Annotated in this window: 15 protein-coding genes and 5 pseudogenes; 12 read left to right on the top strand and 8 right to left on the bottom strand. The window is 57.0% G+C overall.

The annotated features are described in order from the left end of the window. Positions 1-315 precede the first annotated feature (315 nt). Genes AWB68_RS34925 through AWB68_RS34935 form a run of 3 tightly spaced genes read left to right on the top strand, consistent with a single transcriptional unit; the run spans position 316 to position 3,483 of the window. The gene (locus AWB68_RS34925) at positions 316-1,557 is read left to right on the top strand and encodes a tyrosine-type recombinase/integrase (RefSeq protein ID WP_200828881.1); all 1,242 of its coding nucleotides are present in this window, start codon (positions 316-318) and stop codon (positions 1,555-1,557) included. Continuing rightward, complete coding sequence (locus AWB68_RS34930) at positions 1,554-2,495, top strand: tyrosine-type recombinase/integrase (RefSeq protein ID WP_087648835.1); 942 nt, start codon at positions 1,554-1,556, stop codon at positions 2,493-2,495. Before AWB68_RS34925 ends, AWB68_RS34930 begins: the two co-directional genes overlap by 4 nt. After that, the gene (locus AWB68_RS34935) at positions 2,488-3,483 is read left to right on the top strand and encodes a tyrosine-type recombinase/integrase (RefSeq protein WP_087648836.1); all 996 of its coding nucleotides are present in this window, start codon (positions 2,488-2,490) and stop codon (positions 3,481-3,483) included. Before AWB68_RS34930 ends, AWB68_RS34935 begins: the two co-directional genes overlap by 8 nt. Before the next feature lie 70 nt (positions 3,484-3,553). On the opposite strand, the pseudogene AWB68_RS34940 reads toward AWB68_RS34935, so the two are convergent. Next, positions 3,554-4,300, bottom strand: a pseudogene (locus AWB68_RS34940) (IS21 family transposase); the annotation flags it as partial. 157 nt (positions 4,301-4,457) lie between these two features. Next, positions 4,458-4,814: pseudogene (locus AWB68_RS34945) on the bottom strand (IS4/Tn5 family transposase DNA-binding protein); the annotation flags it as partial. Positions 4,815-5,610: 796 nt separating this feature from the next. Here AWB68_RS34945 and AWB68_RS34950 point away from each other — a divergent pair. The 6 genes from AWB68_RS34950 to AWB68_RS34975 all read left to right on the top strand — a co-directional run bounded on the left by AWB68_RS34950 (position 5,611) and on the right by AWB68_RS34975 (position 11,574). After that, positions 5,611-5,805: a hypothetical protein gene (locus AWB68_RS34950; RefSeq protein WP_087648837.1), complete on the top strand. Its 195-nt coding sequence runs from the start codon at positions 5,611-5,613 to the stop codon at positions 5,803-5,805. A 210-nt stretch (positions 5,806-6,015) separates the two neighbouring features. Continuing rightward, positions 6,016-6,687, top strand: a complete 672-nt coding sequence (locus tag AWB68_RS34955; RefSeq protein WP_087648838.1) for a hypothetical protein — start codon at positions 6,016-6,018, stop codon at positions 6,685-6,687. A gap of 591 nt (positions 6,688-7,278) precedes the next feature. Next, positions 7,279-7,749, top strand: coding sequence for a hypothetical protein (locus tag AWB68_RS34960; protein ID WP_087648839.1), 471 nt, complete (start codon positions 7,279-7,281; stop codon positions 7,747-7,749). Between the two features lie 1,138 nt (positions 7,750-8,887). After that, positions 8,888-9,508, top strand: coding sequence for an IS607 family transposase (locus AWB68_RS34965; RefSeq protein WP_087648840.1), 621 nt, complete (start codon positions 8,888-8,890; stop codon positions 9,506-9,508). Further along, positions 9,486-10,751, top strand: a complete 1,266-nt coding sequence (locus tag AWB68_RS34970; protein ID WP_087648841.1) for an RNA-guided endonuclease InsQ/TnpB family protein — start codon at positions 9,486-9,488, stop codon at positions 10,749-10,751. The genes AWB68_RS34965 and AWB68_RS34970 overlap by 23 nt, the downstream gene beginning before the upstream one ends. A gap of 88 nt (positions 10,752-10,839) precedes the next feature. After that, on the top strand, positions 10,840-11,574 hold the full coding sequence (locus tag AWB68_RS34975) for a hypothetical protein (RefSeq protein ID WP_125483141.1): 735 nt from the start codon (positions 10,840-10,842) through the stop codon (positions 11,572-11,574). 55 nt (positions 11,575-11,629) lie between these two features. Here the strand turns inward: AWB68_RS34975 and AWB68_RS34980 are convergent. After that, positions 11,630-11,914, bottom strand: a pseudogene (locus AWB68_RS34980) (IS630 family transposase); the annotation flags it as partial. A gap of 21 nt (positions 11,915-11,935) precedes the next feature. Between AWB68_RS34980 and AWB68_RS34985 the strand changes: the two are divergent. Beyond that, positions 11,936-12,367, top strand: a pseudogene (locus tag AWB68_RS34985) (helix-turn-helix domain-containing protein); the annotation flags it as partial. Between the two features lie 813 nt (positions 12,368-13,180). Here AWB68_RS34985 and AWB68_RS49035 read toward each other — a convergent pair. Then, entirely contained in the window at positions 13,181-13,381 is a 201-nt protein-coding gene (locus AWB68_RS49035; protein WP_200828882.1) for a hypothetical protein, read from the bottom strand. 359 nt (positions 13,382-13,740) lie between these two features. Here AWB68_RS49035 and AWB68_RS47260 point away from each other — a divergent pair, with 359 nt between their 5' ends. Then, the gene (locus tag AWB68_RS47260; protein WP_125483143.1) at positions 13,741-14,367 is read left to right on the top strand and encodes a nuclease-related domain-containing protein; all 627 of its coding nucleotides are present in this window, start codon (positions 13,741-13,743) and stop codon (positions 14,365-14,367) included. Positions 14,368-14,606: 239 nt separating this feature from the next. On the opposite strand, the pseudogene AWB68_RS49040 reads toward AWB68_RS47260, so the two are convergent. The 4 genes and pseudogenes from AWB68_RS49040 to AWB68_RS35015 form a co-directional block, all read right to left on the bottom strand. Continuing rightward, positions 14,607-14,938, bottom strand: a pseudogene (locus tag AWB68_RS49040) (transposase); the annotation flags it as partial. A gap of 410 nt (positions 14,939-15,348) precedes the next feature. Continuing rightward, complete coding sequence (locus AWB68_RS35005) at positions 15,349-16,356, bottom strand: site-specific integrase (RefSeq protein ID WP_087648844.1); 1,008 nt, start codon at positions 16,354-16,356, stop codon at positions 15,349-15,351. Beyond that, positions 16,349-17,317 carry a tyrosine-type recombinase/integrase gene (locus tag AWB68_RS35010; RefSeq protein WP_087648845.1) on the bottom strand — a complete coding sequence of 323 codons (969 nt, stop codon included), beginning with the start codon at positions 17,315-17,317 and terminating at the stop codon, positions 16,349-16,351. Before AWB68_RS35010 ends, AWB68_RS35005 begins: the two co-directional genes overlap by 8 nt. Then, positions 17,314-18,573: a tyrosine-type recombinase/integrase gene (locus tag AWB68_RS35015; protein WP_087648846.1), complete on the bottom strand. Its 1,260-nt coding sequence runs from the start codon at positions 18,571-18,573 to the stop codon at positions 17,314-17,316. The genes AWB68_RS35010 and AWB68_RS35015 overlap by 4 nt, the downstream gene beginning before the upstream one ends. 437 nt (positions 18,574-19,010) lie before the next feature. Here AWB68_RS35015 and AWB68_RS35020 point away from each other — a divergent pair, with 437 nt between their 5' ends. Next, complete coding sequence (locus AWB68_RS35020) at positions 19,011-20,294, top strand: acyltransferase family protein (protein WP_087648847.1); 1,284 nt, start codon at positions 19,011-19,013, stop codon at positions 20,292-20,294. Positions 20,295-20,330: the final 36 nt, after the last annotated feature.

Raw genomic sequence — 20,330 nt, forward strand, 5'->3', positions numbered from 1 at the left:
AAAGGGCGGTCACGATGAACCGGAATGGCCGGTCACGTTCGTCCGGAATCGTCGGTCACGATGCCCCGGAATACCCAGCGGTGACCGCGCAACTCCAGGGCCTGATCGATCTGATCCTTCAGATAGCGATGCGAGGATTCGACGCTGCCATTCTCATTCTTATGGGCTCGAGCCCATAAGAATGAGTATGGTGTGGTAAAAAATATGTCGCGGTGGCTCTCAATGCCCCTGCATTGCCTATCGAGTTGACGTTTCCACGACGACATAATTTCAGGCTGATACTGATATTCCACTGATCATCAATGCGGGAATATCATGTTTGAGACTCTCTTTACGCGTCCGCATGTTCTTGCTGCCCACAATCTGGCGCCCTGTCTGGAACCGAGGAAGCGCTTCCTCGTACATTGTCAGGAACAGGGTTATCCGCCCAAGTCGATCCGGAAGATCGCCTGGATCCTGCTGGTTTTTTCACAGAGCGCGGATCTATCCCGCCCGAGGCAAATAACGCACGAGGAAATCGCTTTTGCGGTTGACCATCGGATTCGTCTCATTCGAAGTGAGCGCACGAACGAGTCCCGCAGCTCGCGGCTTCTGTTCATCCATACCGCCACGGCCTGGCTGCGCTTTCTGGGGCTTCTGGAGGAACGGCATCCCACGAACGAACCATTTGTTCGCTCTGTCGAGCACTATGTCGATTTCATGCGCGACCAGCGAGGACTTTCCCCTGCTACGATTTCAAACTGTCGCGATGAGATCGGTCATTTTTTGGCAACGGTCTGTCGCCCTGACAAGGAACTCGATGCGCTCACTATCCACGATGTCGACGCCTATCTTGCATACCAAAGCAACCATGGCTGGGCCAGAGCTTCGTTACACGCACTAGCGAGCACGCTGCGCAATTTCTTCCGGTACGTAGAAGGACAAGGGTGGGCTACCAACGTTGCGTCGGGCATTGAAGCACCAGTGGTGTATAGAGAGGAGGGTTTGCCGCTCGGGCCGAATTGGGAAGATGTGCAAAGATTCGTCGCCAGTTTTGTCGGCGACAGCACGATCGATCTACGCAACCGTGCGATGATAATGCTGCTGGTTGTCTACGGACTGAGGCGCGGCGAGGTGGTGCGACTCCGGCTAGAGGATATAGACTGGTGCGGCGAGATCCTTCATGTCAATCGTCCCAAGCAACGTTGCACACAGCAATACCCGCTGGTGGCAACCGTTGGAAACGCCATTCTGCGCTACCTGAAGGAAGCGCGTCCGCGAAGCGCCCATCGCGAGCTGTTTCTGTCGGTCGAGGCGCCGATCCGGCCGCTATCGCCCGGATGCGTAAGCGGCATTGTCCGCTCGCGTCTCGCGACGCTTGGTATCGATATCCCGCGGCGTGGCGCACATTGCCTGAGGCATGCCAATGCTCGGCATTTACTCGACGCTGGTTTTGCCCTGAAGGAGATCGGCGATCATCTCGGCCATCGCAGCGCTTCGTCGACGAGAACCTATGCGAAGGTTGACCTGACCGGACTGAGGTGTGTGGCCGAAATCGATCTGGGGAGTCTGCTATGAAGCTCTCCGAACTTGTCGCCCAATACGTGAGCCACAAACGGGCGTTGGGCATGCGCTTCGACTCCGAGGTGGCCACGCTTGCCTCATTCTGCCACCGGGTTGATGGCAACATTGATGTGGAGTCGGTTACGGTCGAACAGGTACAGGACTTCCTGAGTGGCAACAGGCCGCTGACTAACCATTGGCGGAAGAGAAGGTCAGTACTTGACTGCCTGTTTCGCTTTGCCCTCTCGCGTGGGTATGTCACGGCTTCTCCGCTTCCTCGCCACAGTCCGAAATTGCCGCCACCGCTAACACCCTATATTTATTCGCAGGAGGAACTAAAGCGCCTGCTCGACGTGACATCGATGGTATGCAGTCCACACGTTCCGCTGGATGCCTATGTTTTGCGTGCAGTCATTCTGATTCTGTACGGCGCTTGCCTCCGCCACGGCGAAGCCTTGCGGTTGACCATGCAAGACGTCAATCTTGACGAGGCAGTCCTGCACGTCCGCGAGAGCAAATTTTACAAATCGAGGCTGGTTCCGCTCGGCGCAGATCTGAACGGCGCGATGCAAAGCTACGCCCGGCAACGCAATCAGAAGTTTGGTCAGGCACCAGATGCGCCGTTCTTCTGTTTCCGCGATGGTCGCCCCCTGACCCAGAAGGCTGTGCGCAGGGCCTTTCAGCGACAGCGCATCCTGGCAAATGTCCAACGCGAAGGCGGTGCGTCGTGCCAGCCGAGGTTGCATGATTTGCGGCATTCAGGCGCAGTGCACCGGCTAATTTCCTGGTATCGCTGCGGCGCGGATTTGCAATTGTTGTTGCCGCAGCTCGCCACCTATCTCGGCCACATTGATCTCGTGGGCACCCAACGCTACCTTACCCTGACGCCCGAGTTGTTGAATGAAGCGAGCACGCGCTTTGAAGCTTACGTCTTGGAGGCGCATCATGAATAACTCATCCCTGCTGGGTCCGTGGATCCGGCGTTTCCTGATCGAGCATCTGGTGGGCGAACGTAACCTTGCTGTCAACACCCAAAAAAGTTACCGCGACATGCTCATGCTGTTGCTTCCTTATCTGGCTGCCAAGGTCGACAAGCGGATCGACCGCCTGACCGTTGATGATCTCTCCCCCCAAATGGTGCGCCTGTTTCTAACGTCCATGGAAGAACAGCGCCACTGCACGGTCAGCACACGAAATCAGCGACTCGGCGGCATTCATGCGCTGGCCCGTTTCATCGGCGAACATGCCCCCGAATACGTCGACTGGTGGGCGCAGATTCACCTGATCCCCGTCAAGAAAACCAGTCGGCCGGAGATCAGCTATCTTAGCAAGCAGGAAATGGACGCCCTGCTTGCTGCCACCGACGTGAATACGACGCAGGGGCAGCGCGAACATGCGTTATTGCTGTTCATGTTTAACTCTGGAGCGCGTGCAAGCGAAGCTGCGCAGCTCAAGATTGGCGACGTTGACTGGCACACCCGCTCGGTCAGCATCATAGGCAAGGGAAACAAACAACGCCGCTGCCCGCTCTGGAAATCCACGCTCGATGCGTTGCGCTCACAGTCCGAGGGGAGGGCCGCAGTCGCGCCGGTGTTCCTCAATCGATTCCACCAGACGATGACACGTTCCGGCATTCATGCATTGGTCAAGCGCTGCGCTATCCGTGCTGCAGCCAACGCGCCCTCGCTTGCCGGCAAGAATGTGCACCCACATGTGATTCGGCATACAACCGCCTCGCTACTACTCCAAGCCGGTGTCGACATCAATACGATACGCGGCTGGCTTGGGCACGTTTCGTTGGAGACGACCAATATCTATGCCGAGATCAATCTGGAAACAAAGGCGCGGGCGCTGGCGACATGCGAAGTGGAAGGCGGTGCCGAAGGACAAAAGCAATGGCGCGATCAGCCCGACCTGATGACCTTCCTCCGCACCTTGTAACCGAATAATATGTGCTGTTCGATTTCCACAAAGAGGCTGCCTTGGCCTCGTTGGTTATCGAGCAGCACATATTTTTTACCACACCATACTCATGACCCATGCCGCGATTGTTGCGCGTGCCTTGCATCCCGTAATGTTCGAGCAGCGCTGCATAGCGAGCCGTAAAGTCTTCCTCGTCCTGCAGGTTTCGGAAGGCCGCGGACAGGCTGTCGGAGCGATGTTCTCGTGGGCAACCGCCCGCCTGCCACAGCGCGTTCTGCAAGCCGCTCGCGAGCGCCAGGAAGCTCTCCCCGCCATCGACCACGCTGGCGTACTCCCAACGCGAGAACGCCAGCACGAAGTGATAAAGCAGGTGATGAAACGGGACGCCGCCGATGGTCACGCCCAGCTTGTCCATGTGCGTAAAGTCCGACAGGCCTCGCGCGCCCGGCTGATACGTTTGAGGGAAGAACACTTCCTGGTTCGGCCCTTCGAGCGCGCGCCACTGGCTGACATGCCGCTCAAACGTTCGACGCATGCTGTCCGGAAAGCGTTCGGGATGGTCCTCCTGCAGTTTGCGCAGCAGCGTGATTGCCTTTAGCTTTGGCGCACCGCGCAGCAATGGGACGACTTCGATCTCCCACACGTCAGCGAACGGATCTGGGCGCGAACGCCAATAGCGCCGGGGCTGCTGCGACGGGAGTCCGGCTTCACGTTCGACGCGTCGCGCCGTGCGCTCGCTCATGCCCGACTTCGCTGCAGCGAGCTTCTGTGGATGAAGTTTGCGATGGTTCATGTAGAGGCGGACCTGTCGGTCGGTAATGCGGGTTCCAGACATGGGCTGACCGCCTCTTTTTAGATTCAGTCAGCCATCCTAGGCCTCGCCGACCCGGCGCCGCCGGCAGTTCGTCGTCTGCGGCGGCTACGCCGCCTCCGACTCCTCACTACCGGCCAAGATGAATGTCGCTACGCCGGACAAAACCATTGTCGCCGCCCAGATACATGCCGCGTTGCGCCTCATACGACAGCGGCCCCAGACCCGTGATCGTCTGCCCGTTAAAGTCCAGCTCCGTCGTGTCCTGGATGCATAGCACCACCTCGCAAGCCCGCATCCGCTCTGCCGAACTCTGCCAGTGCGGCGCCAGGATATCGCGCCAGTCCAGCTCATCCTGCGCCAGGAACCGATAAGCCGCCGCCGTTTCGGCCCAACCCGCGCAGGCACCGGGTAGGCTTGCCGTCGGCTTCTCCGCCAGTCGCTCCGCAAGTAGCACGGCACGCTTGTTCAGGCGCTTGTCGCCCAAGTCGATGTCCTTGAATTCCGCCGCAGCCCAGCTCGTTGACGCTCGCTTCATGTGCCGACCAAAATGCGAGAGTAAACGACAGCCCGCGAAAGTTTACAACCCCATCCGGTATGTCATTGAACGTAAACGATTTTCCCGCGCAGCGACCGCGCCCGACACGAGTTGTGTGTAATCAAATGCGCTTACCCGCGTCGACGCAGGCACGCATCCTAACTGTCCCGAATCGCCAAATCGCCACGTCGTAACCCGTGCGTGAATTCTTGACGCCGGATATGCGTGGCTAACGAGAGCCGGCGGTATGCCTTAAGCCCGGCCGAAACAAGGGCTTTCGTCCCCGATACACCGCCATACCCTGGCGCCTGCCTGCTGTCGGAGCCCCGCGTTCGATCTTCGACGCGTTAGCTCCTTGGCCACAAGCTTGACTCGATCTCCACAACGCGGCCGGTTGCCGCCGCATCCATAGACACGACCGCGCTCGCGCCGACTCGGCGCGCTCGGCTTCAATGATCGTCGCCACGTCGTGGCGCCGCCTTGACTTCGATTTCTAGCCGGCATGATGGATTTGTCACAAGCAAATCTTCATCGCCATGACTATAAAAAAGCAGTTCTCCCGGCCGGCGATCGATCAACGATCAGTTAGCCCAATCGAACAACGGCGCACTCGACGACGCCCTAAAGGGGCGCTGCGGGAGCGCGACTTCCTGCGTGAACAGGGACGCCTGTGGCTGCGACTTGTTTGTAGGGCTACGACATGCGCGGGGTAAAGCATCGCTCTACAGAGAGCCAACGGTCCCTCTCATCGAAACTGCCATCGCGATGGGCAGACTCAGAGCTTAGACATCTTGAAATGGTGATACGCCACTGCATACAAAAGAAGGAGGAATTCTTCACGAAGCCTTACCTGAACGAGTGGTACTGGCTTAAGCGGCTCGATCGCATCGAACGCGAGACCTGCCTCATCCCGGTCCAGCAGCGACGCCTTGCCGTGTTACGTGAACTGCTCATCGAGCGGGTCAAGCACGACGAGCAACGATCTGCATGATGAGCCGGAAGCGGCGCCGGCCACGAGATCCGAAATGAGTGCCTATGTCGATCCATCAAACGATTGCTATTTGCAACGATCCATCGCCGTTCTTATTGCCGTACCTATTGCCAGCCTCAACGCGAATATCCAGGACGATGTGTTCAGCCAGTGATGTCGTATGGACCTTCGCGCAGAGCCCATCTATCGCACGCAACCTTGCGAGTCTCTATGAAAGACGAACATTTCGAATCAAGCCTCGGTCCTGAGGAACTGCTCAATGACCGCGAACCCATTGACGAAGATTTTTTGGCCAATACGACCCCCGATGACGGAACATCCGCGCGCGCGGGCCACCGCCGACTTATCGCTCATTCGTTGGCAAAGAGGATCGCTCCAATCCTGATGGCACTGTGCGACGGCAAAGTCCATGTATGCCCGGAGGTTCTACTCGCACATGCTTCCGGAACGGCTAACCCAACAACGTGGGTCCACTGTCTCGTCATCACGGGCTTTGGCGTCTTTGTCATCGATTACTACGATTGGCGCGGTGCGATCAAACCGACCAACAACGCGGATGAGCTCCTTATCGTTGACGATTTCGGGGTAACAACCGTTCAAACGTCGCCGATGCGAAGGGCCAAGCCGGTCGTGCGTTACCTGCGCGCGCTGCTTTCTCAATACGGCGCTCCGGTCGAAAGCATCGCAATATATGCTCAATCGGGGTGCTCCATACATCCGACTGTGCCTGACACCGTCCTCCAGTTGTCCGAGCTCTATCACTTCCTGCGCGGGAGGTTGCATCGATTCCGCGCGAACCATTCACGATACTTGGACCGAGAGGCCATCGCTGCACAGATCGCCTCATGCTTGCCCGATAGGCGCACGAACCCGTGCAAGTGATCGCTGTGGCTGAGAAAGTCGGACACTTCGGGGCGTCGGCGATGCAAGCGAAACGTGATCTCGCGCCCGCATATCCCGCGACGAGCGAGCAAGCATCAACGATCGGGCGGCCGTAGGTGTCGCCCGCCCGACGCCACACGAATGGCTCGTCAGCTTTGTCGAGCACCGTAAGTCCGGTTGATTCGCGCTCGCCTAAGCGCATCAATTGACGGCGGCGGCTGGACGCGAGTGCTCGCGGCGCTGCGCTGCGCACGAAAGACCGCGTTTTTTCGCAGCATTTCACGGCGAACGTACCCGCAGGCGGACTATATTGGTCAAACACACCGCGTCTCGACGCATCGACTCCACAAGCCGACCCTTCCGTCCGCGCTTGAACATATTTCTCTCGCAATTTGCCAACGCGTTTCGCAACGGCCCTCGTTGGTTGCTGTACTCCGTTGAACTACGCCTGCACTTAACAAAACCGCTCGCCATGCCGTCTTGGCTTGGACGCCATGTAAGTGGTGCGCAGATTGTGCCCGTTTTTTTTAATCGCCGGAGATCGTTGCTGATGCACAGCCGAAGGCTCATTTCTCACCAAATGGAGCTCTTATGCAAATTGCAGTATTGGAAGTCCACTACGAAGGCGGATTGGTGCTGACCGATCGTGTTTCGATCGCAGATTCGTCTAGCATTATCATGACTCCGCGGCTAAGCGAACTTCTTGATGTTCTCGAGAAGAGCGGTCGTCGCACGTCGATCAGAGTGAAGTACGAAGGCGCCTCCTATCGAGTTGAATGCAAACCGGCAGGCACATATGTCGTTGGCCCCAAAGCTAGCGTTGGCGAGCGATGGATAAGTGAACTACGGATGATTGCTTCGCCTAACATCGCTCGGCGGCGGCTCAATGGCCGCTTCACGCATATGCTTAGCGCAGGTTCGCTCATCGGCGCAGGTTATGTGATCCAGTCGACCAGGACTTGGGGCGCGCAGGCGCTGCTCGAAACTGCGGCGCTTTTATTGGTTTCGGTGTCGCTGTTTGTCATCGGGCACCTCTGCTTTTCTGATGATGGATCAAAATAGGGCTGGCGATCTCATGGTCATCCTCGTTGTGCCTTTGTTGCATGGGTAACTTTCCGCTCGGAGTCGGAGGCACTGCGAGCGTCGCCGCAACCCAATTTCGGATAGGCAAATCGCGCCTCACGGCGCGGTTTGCCTCCATGCCTAACGAAAGGGTCTTTTAGCGTGGCACCAAAGCGCAATCCAAGTCCCTCAGTAGCGCTCTGGCCGCGGGGCGTCCATGCTGTCACGATAGATGCGCCTCCGTGGAGCGAAGTTCGCCGGTTTCGACCACTTGCGACCTGGGAGTCCTCGCGGATGAGTATCCCCGATGACCGACGTCAGCCGGTCGTTTGCATAAAATGGTGCCTCGGCAACTCGAGGTCTTTCGCTCGTTCTGGAACGACGGGGAGCATAGACGCTCGAGCCTACCGCCGGCTCTCAACGACAAATTGCCTGCGCACTAGTTGCGAGCCGCGTTGCCGCAAAAGCGCGTTCAACGAGACGTCGCAATGTCTTATGTGTCAATCGGAGAGGCATATCTGCTTGGTCAGCAGCGGAGTTTGACCTGATTTTGAACAAAGCGTCGCATGAGTCTGAAGAGGCCGCTCACGGTCGGTCACTCCGATCGGGCCGCGTCTTACGGAGTCGCCGGAATGAAACGCGGTCGCCACTCTGTATTCCCTAAGCGGGATACCCAAGCGAAAAGGCGTCGAAGCATAACGATCGTTGCGATGGCGTCGCTGGAATCACAGTAACAAGCAATCAGGTATGTAGGAAGTCGCGATAGTGCGACCCCAACCGCTGCGCCTCTTGCGCAGACCCAACGCAACAACGGAAAAAACAGAAGGTTCGAGCATTTATTAAGTTCTGAGACAAAAGGAGCCGCATGAGCGGCGTGAGGAGCGATGGCCATGGCCGCAAAGATGTGGTCTGCTGCAACAACGGACGGGCGAGAGATCTTCGCTGACGAGGTCGCTGAAGGCTCGTCATTGATATGTAAGTATTGCGGCGCAGGCGTTTGTTACGTTCCGCCGCACGTGCGCGAGAATAGAGGCAACACCTATTGGGTCAGGGGCTATTTCCGTTTGCTTCCAAAGTCTTCCCACGAGGAGCTAGTTCTGGATTCCCAAATCTACGCAATAGTGTATTATTGTGATTCATGGAGCGTAGATTAACAATTACCGAAGCTGCGAAGCGACTCGGAGTGACATCCAAGACGTTGCAGCGCTGGGATCGCGAGGGCAAACTGGTGCCCGATTCGCGCTCGGCCACAAATCGCCGGCTGTATTCCGAATCTCAGATTGCCCGATTCGCGGGTCTTGTGTCGAAAGAGGAATCGTCGCGCGTCGTGGTGTATTGTCGTGTTTCCTCTTCTGCACAAAAGCCTGACCTAGTCAATCAACGACGCGTACTTGAAGAGTTTGTCGCGGCAAGGGGACTGGCAGGAGCTGAGTTCATCGAAGAGGTAGGTGGCGGGCTTAATTTTAAAAGAAAGAAGTTCTTGGCTCTAATGGACGATATCAGCAACCGGCAGGTCAAAACTCTGGTACTCGCACATCGCGACAGGCTGACACGTTTCGGTTACGAATGGTTCGAACATCACGCGACAATGCATGGGTGCGACATTCTCGTCCTAAACCAAGAGCGGCTTTCGCCGGAACAAGAGATGGTTCAAGACTTGATGACCATCACCCATTGCTTTAGCGCCAGGCTCTACGGGTTGAGAAATTACAAAAAAAAGTTGAAAGAGGCGCTTGATGCTGACCGCGCACAAGATTGAGCTTGCGCCAACGGCCGAGCAGCTCGACTATTTCCGACGCGCGTGCGGTACGGATCGCTTCACTTGGAACTGGGCGCTTGCCGAGTGGAACCGGCAGTATGCTTCGGGCATGAAGCCCAACGCGATGAGGCTCAAGAAGCAATTCAACGCGCTGAAGTACGCCCAGTATCCGTGGCTCAAGGAGATCCACCGCGATGCCCATGCGGATGCGTTCGCGCGAATCGGCAAGGCATGGACCAAGTTCTTTACCGAGCTCAAGAGAGGTGAAGAAGCTCACACACCGGTATTCAAGCGCAAGGGCCGCTGTATCGATTCATTCTACGTTGCCAACGACAAGCTCACTCTCGAAGAGCGTAGTGTCAGGCTTCCGCTGGTCGGCAAGGTCAAGCTAAAAGAGTCGCCGCGGTTTGCCGACCGGCTTCTCGGCGCAACGGTCATCCGTGAAGGCACCCGCTGGTTCCTGAGCGTTCAGTTTGACGTGTCGGTGACCCTGCTCGCTGCGAAACCCGAACGAGACGTCATCGGCGTCGACCTGAACGTTGCGCAGATCGTGTGCTCCGATGGCACGCGATATAAGACGCCGCGGCCGCTCAAAGTCATGACGCGCCGAGTCAAGCTCCGTAACCGCAGCGTGTCACGCAAAACAGAAGCGGCGAAGGCTGCTATGGGCCTCAGCGGCCAAGCTATTCCGAAGGGAACGCGACTGCCGCAATCGAATAATCAACGGAAGGCATCGCAAATGCTCTCGAGCACGCATTTCCGCGTCGGGTGCATTCGTCGTGACTTTCAACACAAGACGACGACCGACATCGCACGCAAGACCCACGCGGCGGTGGTCGAAAATCTTTCTGTGAAAGGCATGACTGCCGCCGCGCGCGGGACGGCTGAAAAGCCGGGGAAACGCGTTCGGCAGAAGGCCGGGCTGAATCGTGTGATCCTGGACGTCGGGTTCTATGAGATTCGAAGGCAGCTCGAATACAAGCTCCAGCGCTTCGACCGTGAAATCTACATAGCGGATCGCTTCTTTCCGAGTAGCAAGCGGTGCAGTTGCTGTGGCCGCATCAACAAAGACCTCACGCTCAAGGTTCGAACGTGGCAGTGCGCGACGTGTGGCGCAGTCCACGACCGCGACGACAACGCGGCTACGAACCTTGAGCTTTGGGCAACCGATTCAAAACTACGCGAGGCTTTCGCGAAAGTAACGCCTGTCAGCACCGGCAATCAGCCGGGATCACGAGTCTGAGCCTGTAAGGAACTCGGGGCAGGAACTGTTCACCTGTGAAGGTGTGCTCGGTGCGCACATTTGTGCACTTAAATTGAAGCAGAGCTGCGTGTTCAACGTCCGGGAGCAGCTCGAAGTGATTGCTCGCCGGTCGCTCGGTCTGGTGCAGGCGCTAGAACGCGGACAATATCGCTTTCGTCTGCTTGCAATCGGTGAGATGCGCGATTTGACGGTCTACCGAGCGCAGTCAACGATCGGCCGGGCGACCAACTCATCAGGTGCCAGCGGGCCGCTCTTCTCACGTGACCCCTGTCGTTCGCTGTCAGCATACCTCAACACGGCTAAACGAGTAATTCTGCTGCGCGCCTTGTGTGGGAACGATTTCATTTTGAAAGACCGGCTTGAGCTCGTATTCAATGGGATGTCCGTGAGCTGGCACCACTTCTATTACGAGGAAGAGCGATTCATTGCAGCTTATCATTGGCTTGGTCGCGCAACGCGTCCTTTCCCCATTGCGCTTGTGGGGCGCGTTTCTACCATCGAAACGATTCAAGTTCGAGGGCGGTTGTTGTACGTTTTGAAGCTTAAGGTGTCAGCAGCCAAGCCGTATGCCCGTGACGAGACTGTAGGAGAGCTCACCCAGGCTGCGGTATGGACTAGTCAGCTCGAGTGGGTGCAATCGTTCAACGAAAACGACGAAGTGCTCGTCTTCGGCCATTGGCGGCACGCCTCAGCGCACACTCATACTTGTCTAGCCAAGCGCGGCGATGCAACTTTTCGGAAGTATCTGGAGCGGCGGATGTCAATTTGGCTTCACATGAAGTCGCAGATTTCGAGAGTATGAGACGGCGTACTGGAAAAATATCGCGCTCCTCGTGTCCCGAGTTAGAAATTCGTAGACAAAATCGCTTGATGCTGGCGAGGATGTCGTCGGCCGATTTGGTCCAGTTAAAAGGTCTCGGATCAGTGTTGTTGATCTGGATGTATTGGCGAATAGCCTGCTCGAGTTGCCGGGTGGAGCGATGAGTGCCACGGCGGATGTATGTCTCGCTGAGCGCGGCAAACCATCGTTCGACCTGGTTAATCCACGAAGCAGAGGTCGAAGTGAAATGCGCATGGAAGCGCGGATGGCGAGTCAGCCAGGTATTGATCGAGGAGGTCTTGTGCGTACCGTAGTTGTCGATCCAAAACGGAAACGGTTATAGACGTGGGCTACTGGCCGGACGATCTCAGTTTGACTGGCCGAGCGCGCCAAGATGATTTTGCTCGCAGCACACGGCAAGACAGACAATGAGACTGGTGCAAACCTTGCTCTCTGGCGAGGCACGGTGGCACGCTAGCGCGGTCGATTCATCGCTGACGGGGTGACGAGGATCGAACGGGATGAGACTCGACCGGGGCGCAAGCCGAAGATCTCCGCGCGCAAGGTCAAGACTGTCGTGGCACTGACGATGCAGCAGCGTCCGGATACCGCCACGCATTGCAGCACACGCCGCATGGCAGCGGTGGCCAGTGTAAGTGCGGCGAGCGTGCGTCGCATCGGGCAAGCGAACGGCCTCAAGCCGCACCGGTTGGAGAGATTCAAGGTATCGAACGACATGCACTTCGCCGAAAAACCCGAGGACATCGTCGGGCTGTCGCGGTCATGGCGAGAAGTCGGAGACGGTATAGACCGCCCTCAAGCGACTCAATCAACCCACACGAACGTGCTGCTACTTCTAGACGCACCGCTGCTGGATAGCGCGAAGGTATTCGCGTTCGAGCCGAATCCGATCTTCCCGTTGTTGGTCAAGAATCTGCCGAAGGCCGATGGCGAGTGCGAATGCCGCCTAGATGCTGATTCCGATCAAGAAGGCATCTCGCGATTAAGAATCGACCGGCACAGGTCGGGACTCACGCGCCTGCTGCAAGCCGGCGAGGACGGTGACGCGAATACGCAGCAGCGCCCGGTCTCGACGACAGCGCTTGCTGCAGTCCTGTCCGAGGACGAAAGGGCGCCTGGCGACTGCAAACTCCTTTAAAGATCGACGTTGAGGGCGGCGAGGTACGTGTGTTGAACGGGCTTGGCAACGTGGAGCGCTTCAGTTCTTTTGTGCACTCCTGGAGATCCTTCATCTCGTTCCGACAGGCGCGGGCGCGCTTTATCTCCATCGGGTTGTCTCGGTTGCGGAGATCTGCCAACGTGTCGAGAAGATGCTGTCGGACCGTCGTGATGTTGTTGTTCATGACTGTTTTTCCTTCGCCTCGCGGGCGATGCGGTTGGCCTGACGAGTGATAGCTCCCTTGAGCTGAACCAGCTTCGCAACTCGGGATCTTTCGACCGAGGATGGTTGCGCCGCGCCAGTTCCGCCCGGCTGACGAGCTCAAGGGCGTCGAGCGTGATCTTCGCTGCGCCGTCTGACCGGCGGGCTGGGAGGAAGCAGACGACATGGCCACGCGGGACTGGACCGTTAGCGGCTTCCCACCGGGCGGTGAACGCCGACCCAACGGCGCGCCGGCACCGGGTGATCGTCGGTCACTTTCCGTTCGAGATAGCCGTCCTTGCTAAGCCGCTCCAAGCCGGTCGGCACATAGTTGTGCTGCGCCGCGCCGCTCATGCAGCCTTTCTTGAACTGCGCCCGCTGCCAATTCGGATGCGTTCCGCAGGCCACTCTCGTGCCCCTGTTCCAAGGTTGCCAATTAAGAGAAGTAACGAGACGAGACATTCGTCACCACGCATGCGATCTAAAGACCGATTCTGAATGGATACGCGCTCGATAATTCAAAGATCATGTCTACCGTCCGCGCGTGATGAGTGTGCGCACAGCCGTCCGGCTGGCTCGGACATGCCATTGAGCCTCGATCAAGGCGCAATATATCAGCCGGTTGAGAAAGGCGTGGTGTTTTCGGGAGCTTTCCGTCTGTCGCGAGCCCCGCAGTTGCTTACCATCATGCGTAGGCGCTCAATGGTACGCCCCTCATCTGGGGCATCCTCCGAATGCATCGGCAGTTCTATCACAAGGAGCATCTCATGAAAGGCAGCACATCTGCAGCAACCACACTCGAGACAGAGAAACCGCCATTGAGTCGTGGGCGTTTTGGTGACGTTGATGATCGTCTTGACTTTTCCCGAACAGCCGAATGCCATCGAGTAAATGCACTAAGCCAAGAGCTTCGATCAGTTCTCTCGCCGATCTGTCGAGAGGCCTATTTCATCCAACAAGCGTTGACGGTCCAACCGGCGATGGGAAAGAGAGAACCCGTCACGCGTGTTGACTGCGTAGCCGTGACTCAATTCGGCGTTTTTGTTGTTGACAGCGTCGATTGGATAGGAATAATCTCACCGACCTTCAACGATGACACGTTGAGCATCACAGAAGAAGGCGGTGTAGTCAGCAATCGCTCGTGCCCTATACGACGGCTAGAACCGGCCGTTGTGTTTCTGCGAGCTTTGCTTGAAGATTTTCATTGTCCAGTCGAAGGTGTCGCTGTTTTCCACCGGGATGATTGCATCGTCAATCCATCGGTACCGCCCTCTCTACTCAAGCCCGATGAGCTGCACCATTTTTTTCGGGTGAAATTGAATCGCTTCATCAATCAGCGTCGACACTTCGTGGACATCGACGGTATCGGAATGCAGTTGATGGCGATAGGTTAGCCGTCGGCATACGGCCTACATGAGCTACCACGCGGACAACACATCGAAATGCTTGGCGGCGCCACGGTCGTTTGAAAAGGTCTGAACAACCCGCTTTCTGCTGTGGATATCTAACTGGCACACTCAGAATGAAGATTGCATCGTTGTTTGCGTCGCGCTGAACTGCATTCGGTTGCGCCTTGGCAACCAGCGTACCGCTTTTTGCGGTACGTCTTCGCCCTCCATGGCTCGTCACAGTTTCTGCGCGCCGTCCACAGATTGGCTAACGCGAACTGCGTTTCGATCTGAGCCGTTTATTCGCCAAGCCGCGGTACCGCGCCTTCATATATCCACACTGCCGTTTTAGCACCCGGAATGGATGGTCCACCTTCGCTCTCACCCTCGCCTTCAGACGTTCGATCTTGTCATAGTAGATCTTATAAAGCCGCTTCGTCTTGTCTAGCTTTCGGCGCTTGCTCGGCCGGATCGCGACGTGCCACTCGATTGCGCCCGTTTCGCCTGGCTTCTCGATGTCTTGGTAGCCCGCATCGGCAAATGCAATCTTCTCTTCACCGTGCAGCGGCGCATACGCCTGGCAACTGCAAAGTCCTTGTGAAGATCGACGTTGAAGGCGGCGAGGTACTTGTGTTGAACGGGCTCGGCAACGTGGAGCACTTCAGTTCGTTTGCTGCACTCCTGAAAATCCTTCATCTCGTTCCGGCATACATACGATGGCTTCTCGAAAACTTCGATGTCGAACTCCTGGATCCGCGAGAGAGCGCGCTCGTGAGGGTTGAGCCACCGACCACCGAGTACACTTGGAATTTCTCATACGGGATGGCGGCTTTTACGCGAACGATGCGGTCTTTCTCCAATGTCATTATGTACATTGGAGAAATAATGTGGATCTGGAAATTATGTGGAGTCCGTCACTCTCGAAGAGTGCCATGCGAGTCGCCGAAGCGATCCGCAAGGATTCGCGGATCGGCGAACTACGCATAATTACAACGACTCCAGGAACTGCAGGATGCGGTTCGGTGGTCGATATCGACGATTCTTTACCTGTGGCGGTTGAATCCTGTTCAGTGCTCGTTCCTTCATTGTCAGATCAGCTTCCATGTAGCCATGTGTTGTCGACGGGCTTTCGTGTCCCAGCCACAAGGCGATGACCGACAGGTCGACGCCTGATTGAAGTAGGTGCATGGCAGTCGCGTGGCGAACCAGATGAGGAGAAACACGTCGTTTGGCGAGCTGCGGACATTGGTCCTTCGCGCGCGTTACGGCGATTCTCAGCCGGTCGGCGACATTGGAGCGAGTCATCGCATTTCCCGACCGATTTGGAAAGAGCCTCTGACTTGATGCATCCTGGATCTGAGGCAACCACCCCTTGATGAGCCTGGCCGTAGATCGCCATAAAGGCACCGTCCGCTCCTTTCGTCCTTTACCGAGAATATGGACACAGGGCGACGTACCCAGGATTACATCGCCGACGCGCAGTGCAAGGATTTCCGAGACCCGTGCTCCGGTGTTATACATGGTTGCCAGGAGGACCCTGTCGCGTTGCCCCGCCCAGGTGTCTGGGTCGGGCGCTGTCAACAGGTGCTGAATCTCATCGCGAGACAGGAATCCAACCATAGGTTTATCGCAACGCTTCATCGGCACCGAGAGTGCGCGCTGTATAACGGCCAACGACGCAATGTCACGATGTGCCGCGTACTTCAGGAACGAGCGCAACGCTGCGAGTCGAACGTTGCGGGTCCGCGTGCTATTGTGCCGCTCAACCTCGAGATGCCGCAGAAAGGCCAGTATCAGCGGCGCATCCATGTCCGACAGAGTCAGATCAGTTGGACATCTGCCAAGTCGATCCGATGCAAACTGAAGAAACAGACGAAACGTATCGCGATAGCTCGAAATCGTCTCCGGGCTTACCGCGCGCTGCTGCATCAGCCGTTCGAGGAAGAAATCCTGCAGAAGCGTCGCGAAGGAAGGAACCAGGCGGGCTTTACTCATGGCGAACTCCTTCGGCAAAGCACGCAAATTTCCGGCTTACGATTTCCATGAGATCGGGAACCGCAGTCAGATACCAGTAGGTATCGCTCGGCTTCACATGTCCCAGATATGTTGACAGCGCCATCATCCGGTTGTCGACGTTCTCGCCGTCCTGATACCACTTCAGGATTCGCCGGCACACGAATGTGTGGCGAAGATCATGAATTCGAGGTAACGCGTGGTCACCCCGGGAGGTCCACGCGAGTTGTTTGCGCAGGCGGTCAAACGCCCAGTGCACTGTTCGGGCCTGCAACTTTCCGCCATCAAGATTCACAAAGAACGAACTGCAAGGCTCTGGAGCGGCGATCAGTGCACGGCGGGTAGCGTAACGCTTCATGGCCCGAATTGCAGTAGGATGCAACGGAATTAGACGCGAGCTGTGGAACTTCGTCTCGCGCACAATCAAAGTCCCCTCCGCAAGTTTCACGTCGTCTCTGCGCAGATTGATGGCCTCCGAGATACGCAAGCCGGTTGCCGCAATCAAACCAAACAACGTCTCATAGGTGAGCGGTCTGATCGAACCGACGGGCAGCATCGCCGCAGACGCGGCGAGTAGTTCATTGAGTTCCTGCTCCGTGTAGATATGTGGCGCCAGACGACGATGAGCCCGCCCGCACAGATCGCATCGCGGAACAACGGTGTCAGGATAGATCTGCTTGAGATACTTCGCGAAGGGACGGATTATCTCGATTCGACGCGCCCAGGTAATGGCCCTTTCGCTTGTTGTCGCGTGTGCCCAGGTGAGTGCTAGATCTTCCGTGATCGGACCACGATGCTCCATCGCGTCCGCGAAGCGGGCGAAGTTCATCAATACTTGCCCGGAGATCTTAAGGTCAAAGCCCAGGCAGCGTCGCTCTGCGAGATATGTCTTCGCCAGCGATACCATGGTGTCAGCCGAGTTGACGTTGACGGAGCGTTTCATGATTTACTCCCCGGCCAGGGGAGCGCGACAGCCTCAAGGCTTCGCAGGTCGATCTTCGTGTAGATCGCGGTGGTGTCGATGCTCTGATGGCGTAATACGTCAGCCACTTCCTTCAACGACGAACCGGAACGAAGCAGCCGTCGGGCAACGCTGTGCCTCAGAAGATGGGTTCCAGATCGGTCAGTCCAACCGCAACGAATATATGCCTCATGCACAGCCTTGTGGAGGCAGCCCGTTCCTAACGGAAGATCAGCAGGTGCGTAATGCCGTACAAAGACGGCGCGGGAGGTCGTCGTTGCTCGTCGCCCTAACTTGAGATAGTCGGCGATCGCATGACCTGTCGGCTCCGGCAGCGGAATGATGTAGCCCCGCCGCGATTTGGTGCGACGGATTTGCAGCGTGCCTTCGCGCCAGTTTAAATCGTCGAGTTGGATTTGCACAACTTCCGCAGCCCGCAACCCAAGATCAGACAGACAGCGCACCATTGCGTAATCACGCAAGTTGGCCGCAGTCTCGCGATCGAAGGATTTAAGGAACTGCTCGATCGCGGCGTCCGAAAGCGTTTCAGGCAGCGCCGTCAACCTCCATCCAGCCACGCTCGGCACTGCCGAGATCAGCTCTTCGACCTGGTCGTTATATTGCACGGTCCTGAATCGCAGATAACTGCGCAACGTCACGCCCGCTACGTGAGCGGCTCCAGCATTGCACCCGTCAGGGTAGTGCGTAACGAAACGACGGATATTCCGAATCGTTAGCAGCTCCATGTCTATGTGTTTGCGACCAAAGCTCTGATGCAAGAAATCGCGAATGATTCGACCGCGCTGATATCGTGTGCATTCGGCTAAGCCGCAAACGTCCTTGAGATGGTCAGTAAAGCGACACACCTCCTGTTGCACCGAGTCCGATTCCGCCCGCAGAAACCGAGGGACACCGCACCTGCCCAACACGACCAGCAAATGCCGAAGTGCTGCATTCACGTCTGCCCGACACCTCGGAGTCGGATCGGGGCAGGTACATCGCCGTAAATGGTCGTTCACGAAGCTGCCGACAAGTCGATCGTCGACCCTTGCTACGGCTATACGGTGCGTTGTAAGCCAATACGCAAAGTGCGCGACGCACCTCACGTAGCGATTGACGGTGCCGGCCGCATAGCCGGTATCAACGAGATATTCGCAGTAGCGCTCTGCAAAAGGAGAAAGGACGCTGCGCCGCAACCACGCCTGAGGCTGCGGTCGAAGATGAACCAGGCCAATCATGATGATTCTCCTGAAGGGGTTACAACCCAAACAGGAAACCATCTTTTTTATGTGCAGTTTGCTGCAAGCCGCAGATCCCTGCAAGGCGCGTCGCACGGGCGCTCGTGACGAGCCGTAGGATGCAAACTCCGCATGATTCGCTGGTGCGCATTATTACGGCCAAAGGCAATCGATGGGAGACGGAACAATGTCCAGCCCTCAATGAGCTTTCAAAAAGGCTCGGTCATGCAGGGGCGGCGGTATGTATGCTGTGCATACCGTCACGCCGGTCGTCGATTTGGGCAACAAGATGACTTCCGGTATCCCTGGAAGAGAATCTGGCAGAATAGTGGGGGCGGGATTCATATGCGGCGCTTGAGTCTAAGGTTTACGAGTGGGCTGACACATAACAAGGAAGTGATCGTTACGGTTATCGCCAACACGGTCGATTGGAACGAATGGAGTTTAGAAAAGACATCAATGGACTGCGGGCGATCGCTGTAATTGCAGTCGTGCTTTACCACTACGGGGTACCATACTTCGCGGGCGGATTCGTTGGCGTTGATGTGTTCTTCGTTATTTCGGGGTTTCTACTTACGTCAATTGCTCATCGGCGCCTGCAAGAGGACAGTTTTTCGGCGGCGCAGTTTCTTGTGAACCGTCTTCGTCGCATATTCCCGGCGCTCGCCATACTCGCCATCGCGTGCGTCATGTGGGCAAGCTTCTTCTATCTACCCGAGGACTACAGCCGCCTGGTGCGCAATGCGACGGCCGCGCTGCTGTTTCGGTCAAACTATTCTTTCTTAGACGACGCCGGTGGATACTTTGCCCCTGACTCCCGGCCAAATATCCTGCTTCATACATGGTCGTTGGCGGTGGAGTCGCAGTTTTATGTCGGCTTCGCGCTCCTGTGCCGATTCTTCTGGCCGCCATCGGGGCGGGCGACGAAGAAGGGGTGGGCGCTCTTCGCGCTGTTTGGCGTCGCATCGATCACTTGGAGCCTGTTCCATACGCCGGTAAATCAACCCTCGGCGTTTTATCTCCTCTGGAGCCGTGCGTGGGAGTTCATGGTCGGGTCGGTCGTCGCGATCGGGTTGGCGCGACCTAGCAAGATGACGTGCGACGCGCTGGCTGTAGTGGGCAGCGCGTTCTTGCTATTTGGCATTTTTGCATACGATGCGAGTGAGCCTTATCCCGGGTGGCGAGCCGTGGCTCCTGTTCTTGGTGCGGCTCTGTTGATATACGCGCGAGAAGGTTTCGTCGCCACGCTGTTGTCGACCCGGCCGCTTCAATTCGTTGGCGATATTTCTTACTCGGTCTATCTGTGGCATTGGCCCATCCTGTTGGCGTTTCGAGAGCGAGTAGGCACTGACCCTTCGCCTCTACAGATGGCCCTTTTGATAGCAGCATCAATTGGGGCGGCTTGGTTGTCGTATCTGTTTGTGGAACAACCAACGAGAAGAGTCGCGCGCGGCAGGACGCTAGCAGCTCTCGCGGTCGCTACCATTGCGGCAGGATTCGCATTCTCAGCGGTGCTGCGTGAGACGGACGGATTACCCGGTCGATTGCCTGACTATCTAAAGTACGCGGCGAACGCGATGAAGGAAGCGAACCCGCGCTCTCGAGAGTGCATGCGGGACGTCGATGGCACGAAGCGATCTGCTGGTGACTTCTGTTCGCTAGGCAAGGAGTCGGTAAACGGTAAGCGATCCATTTTCGACGTCTACCAACTGACGCTCTGAGCGAGGAGCATAGGTGTCCACCTATTCGGAGGTGGA

The organism is Caballeronia choica (assembly GCF_001544535.1).
Classification (GTDB): Bacteria; Pseudomonadota; Gammaproteobacteria; order Burkholderiales; family Burkholderiaceae; genus Caballeronia; species Caballeronia choica.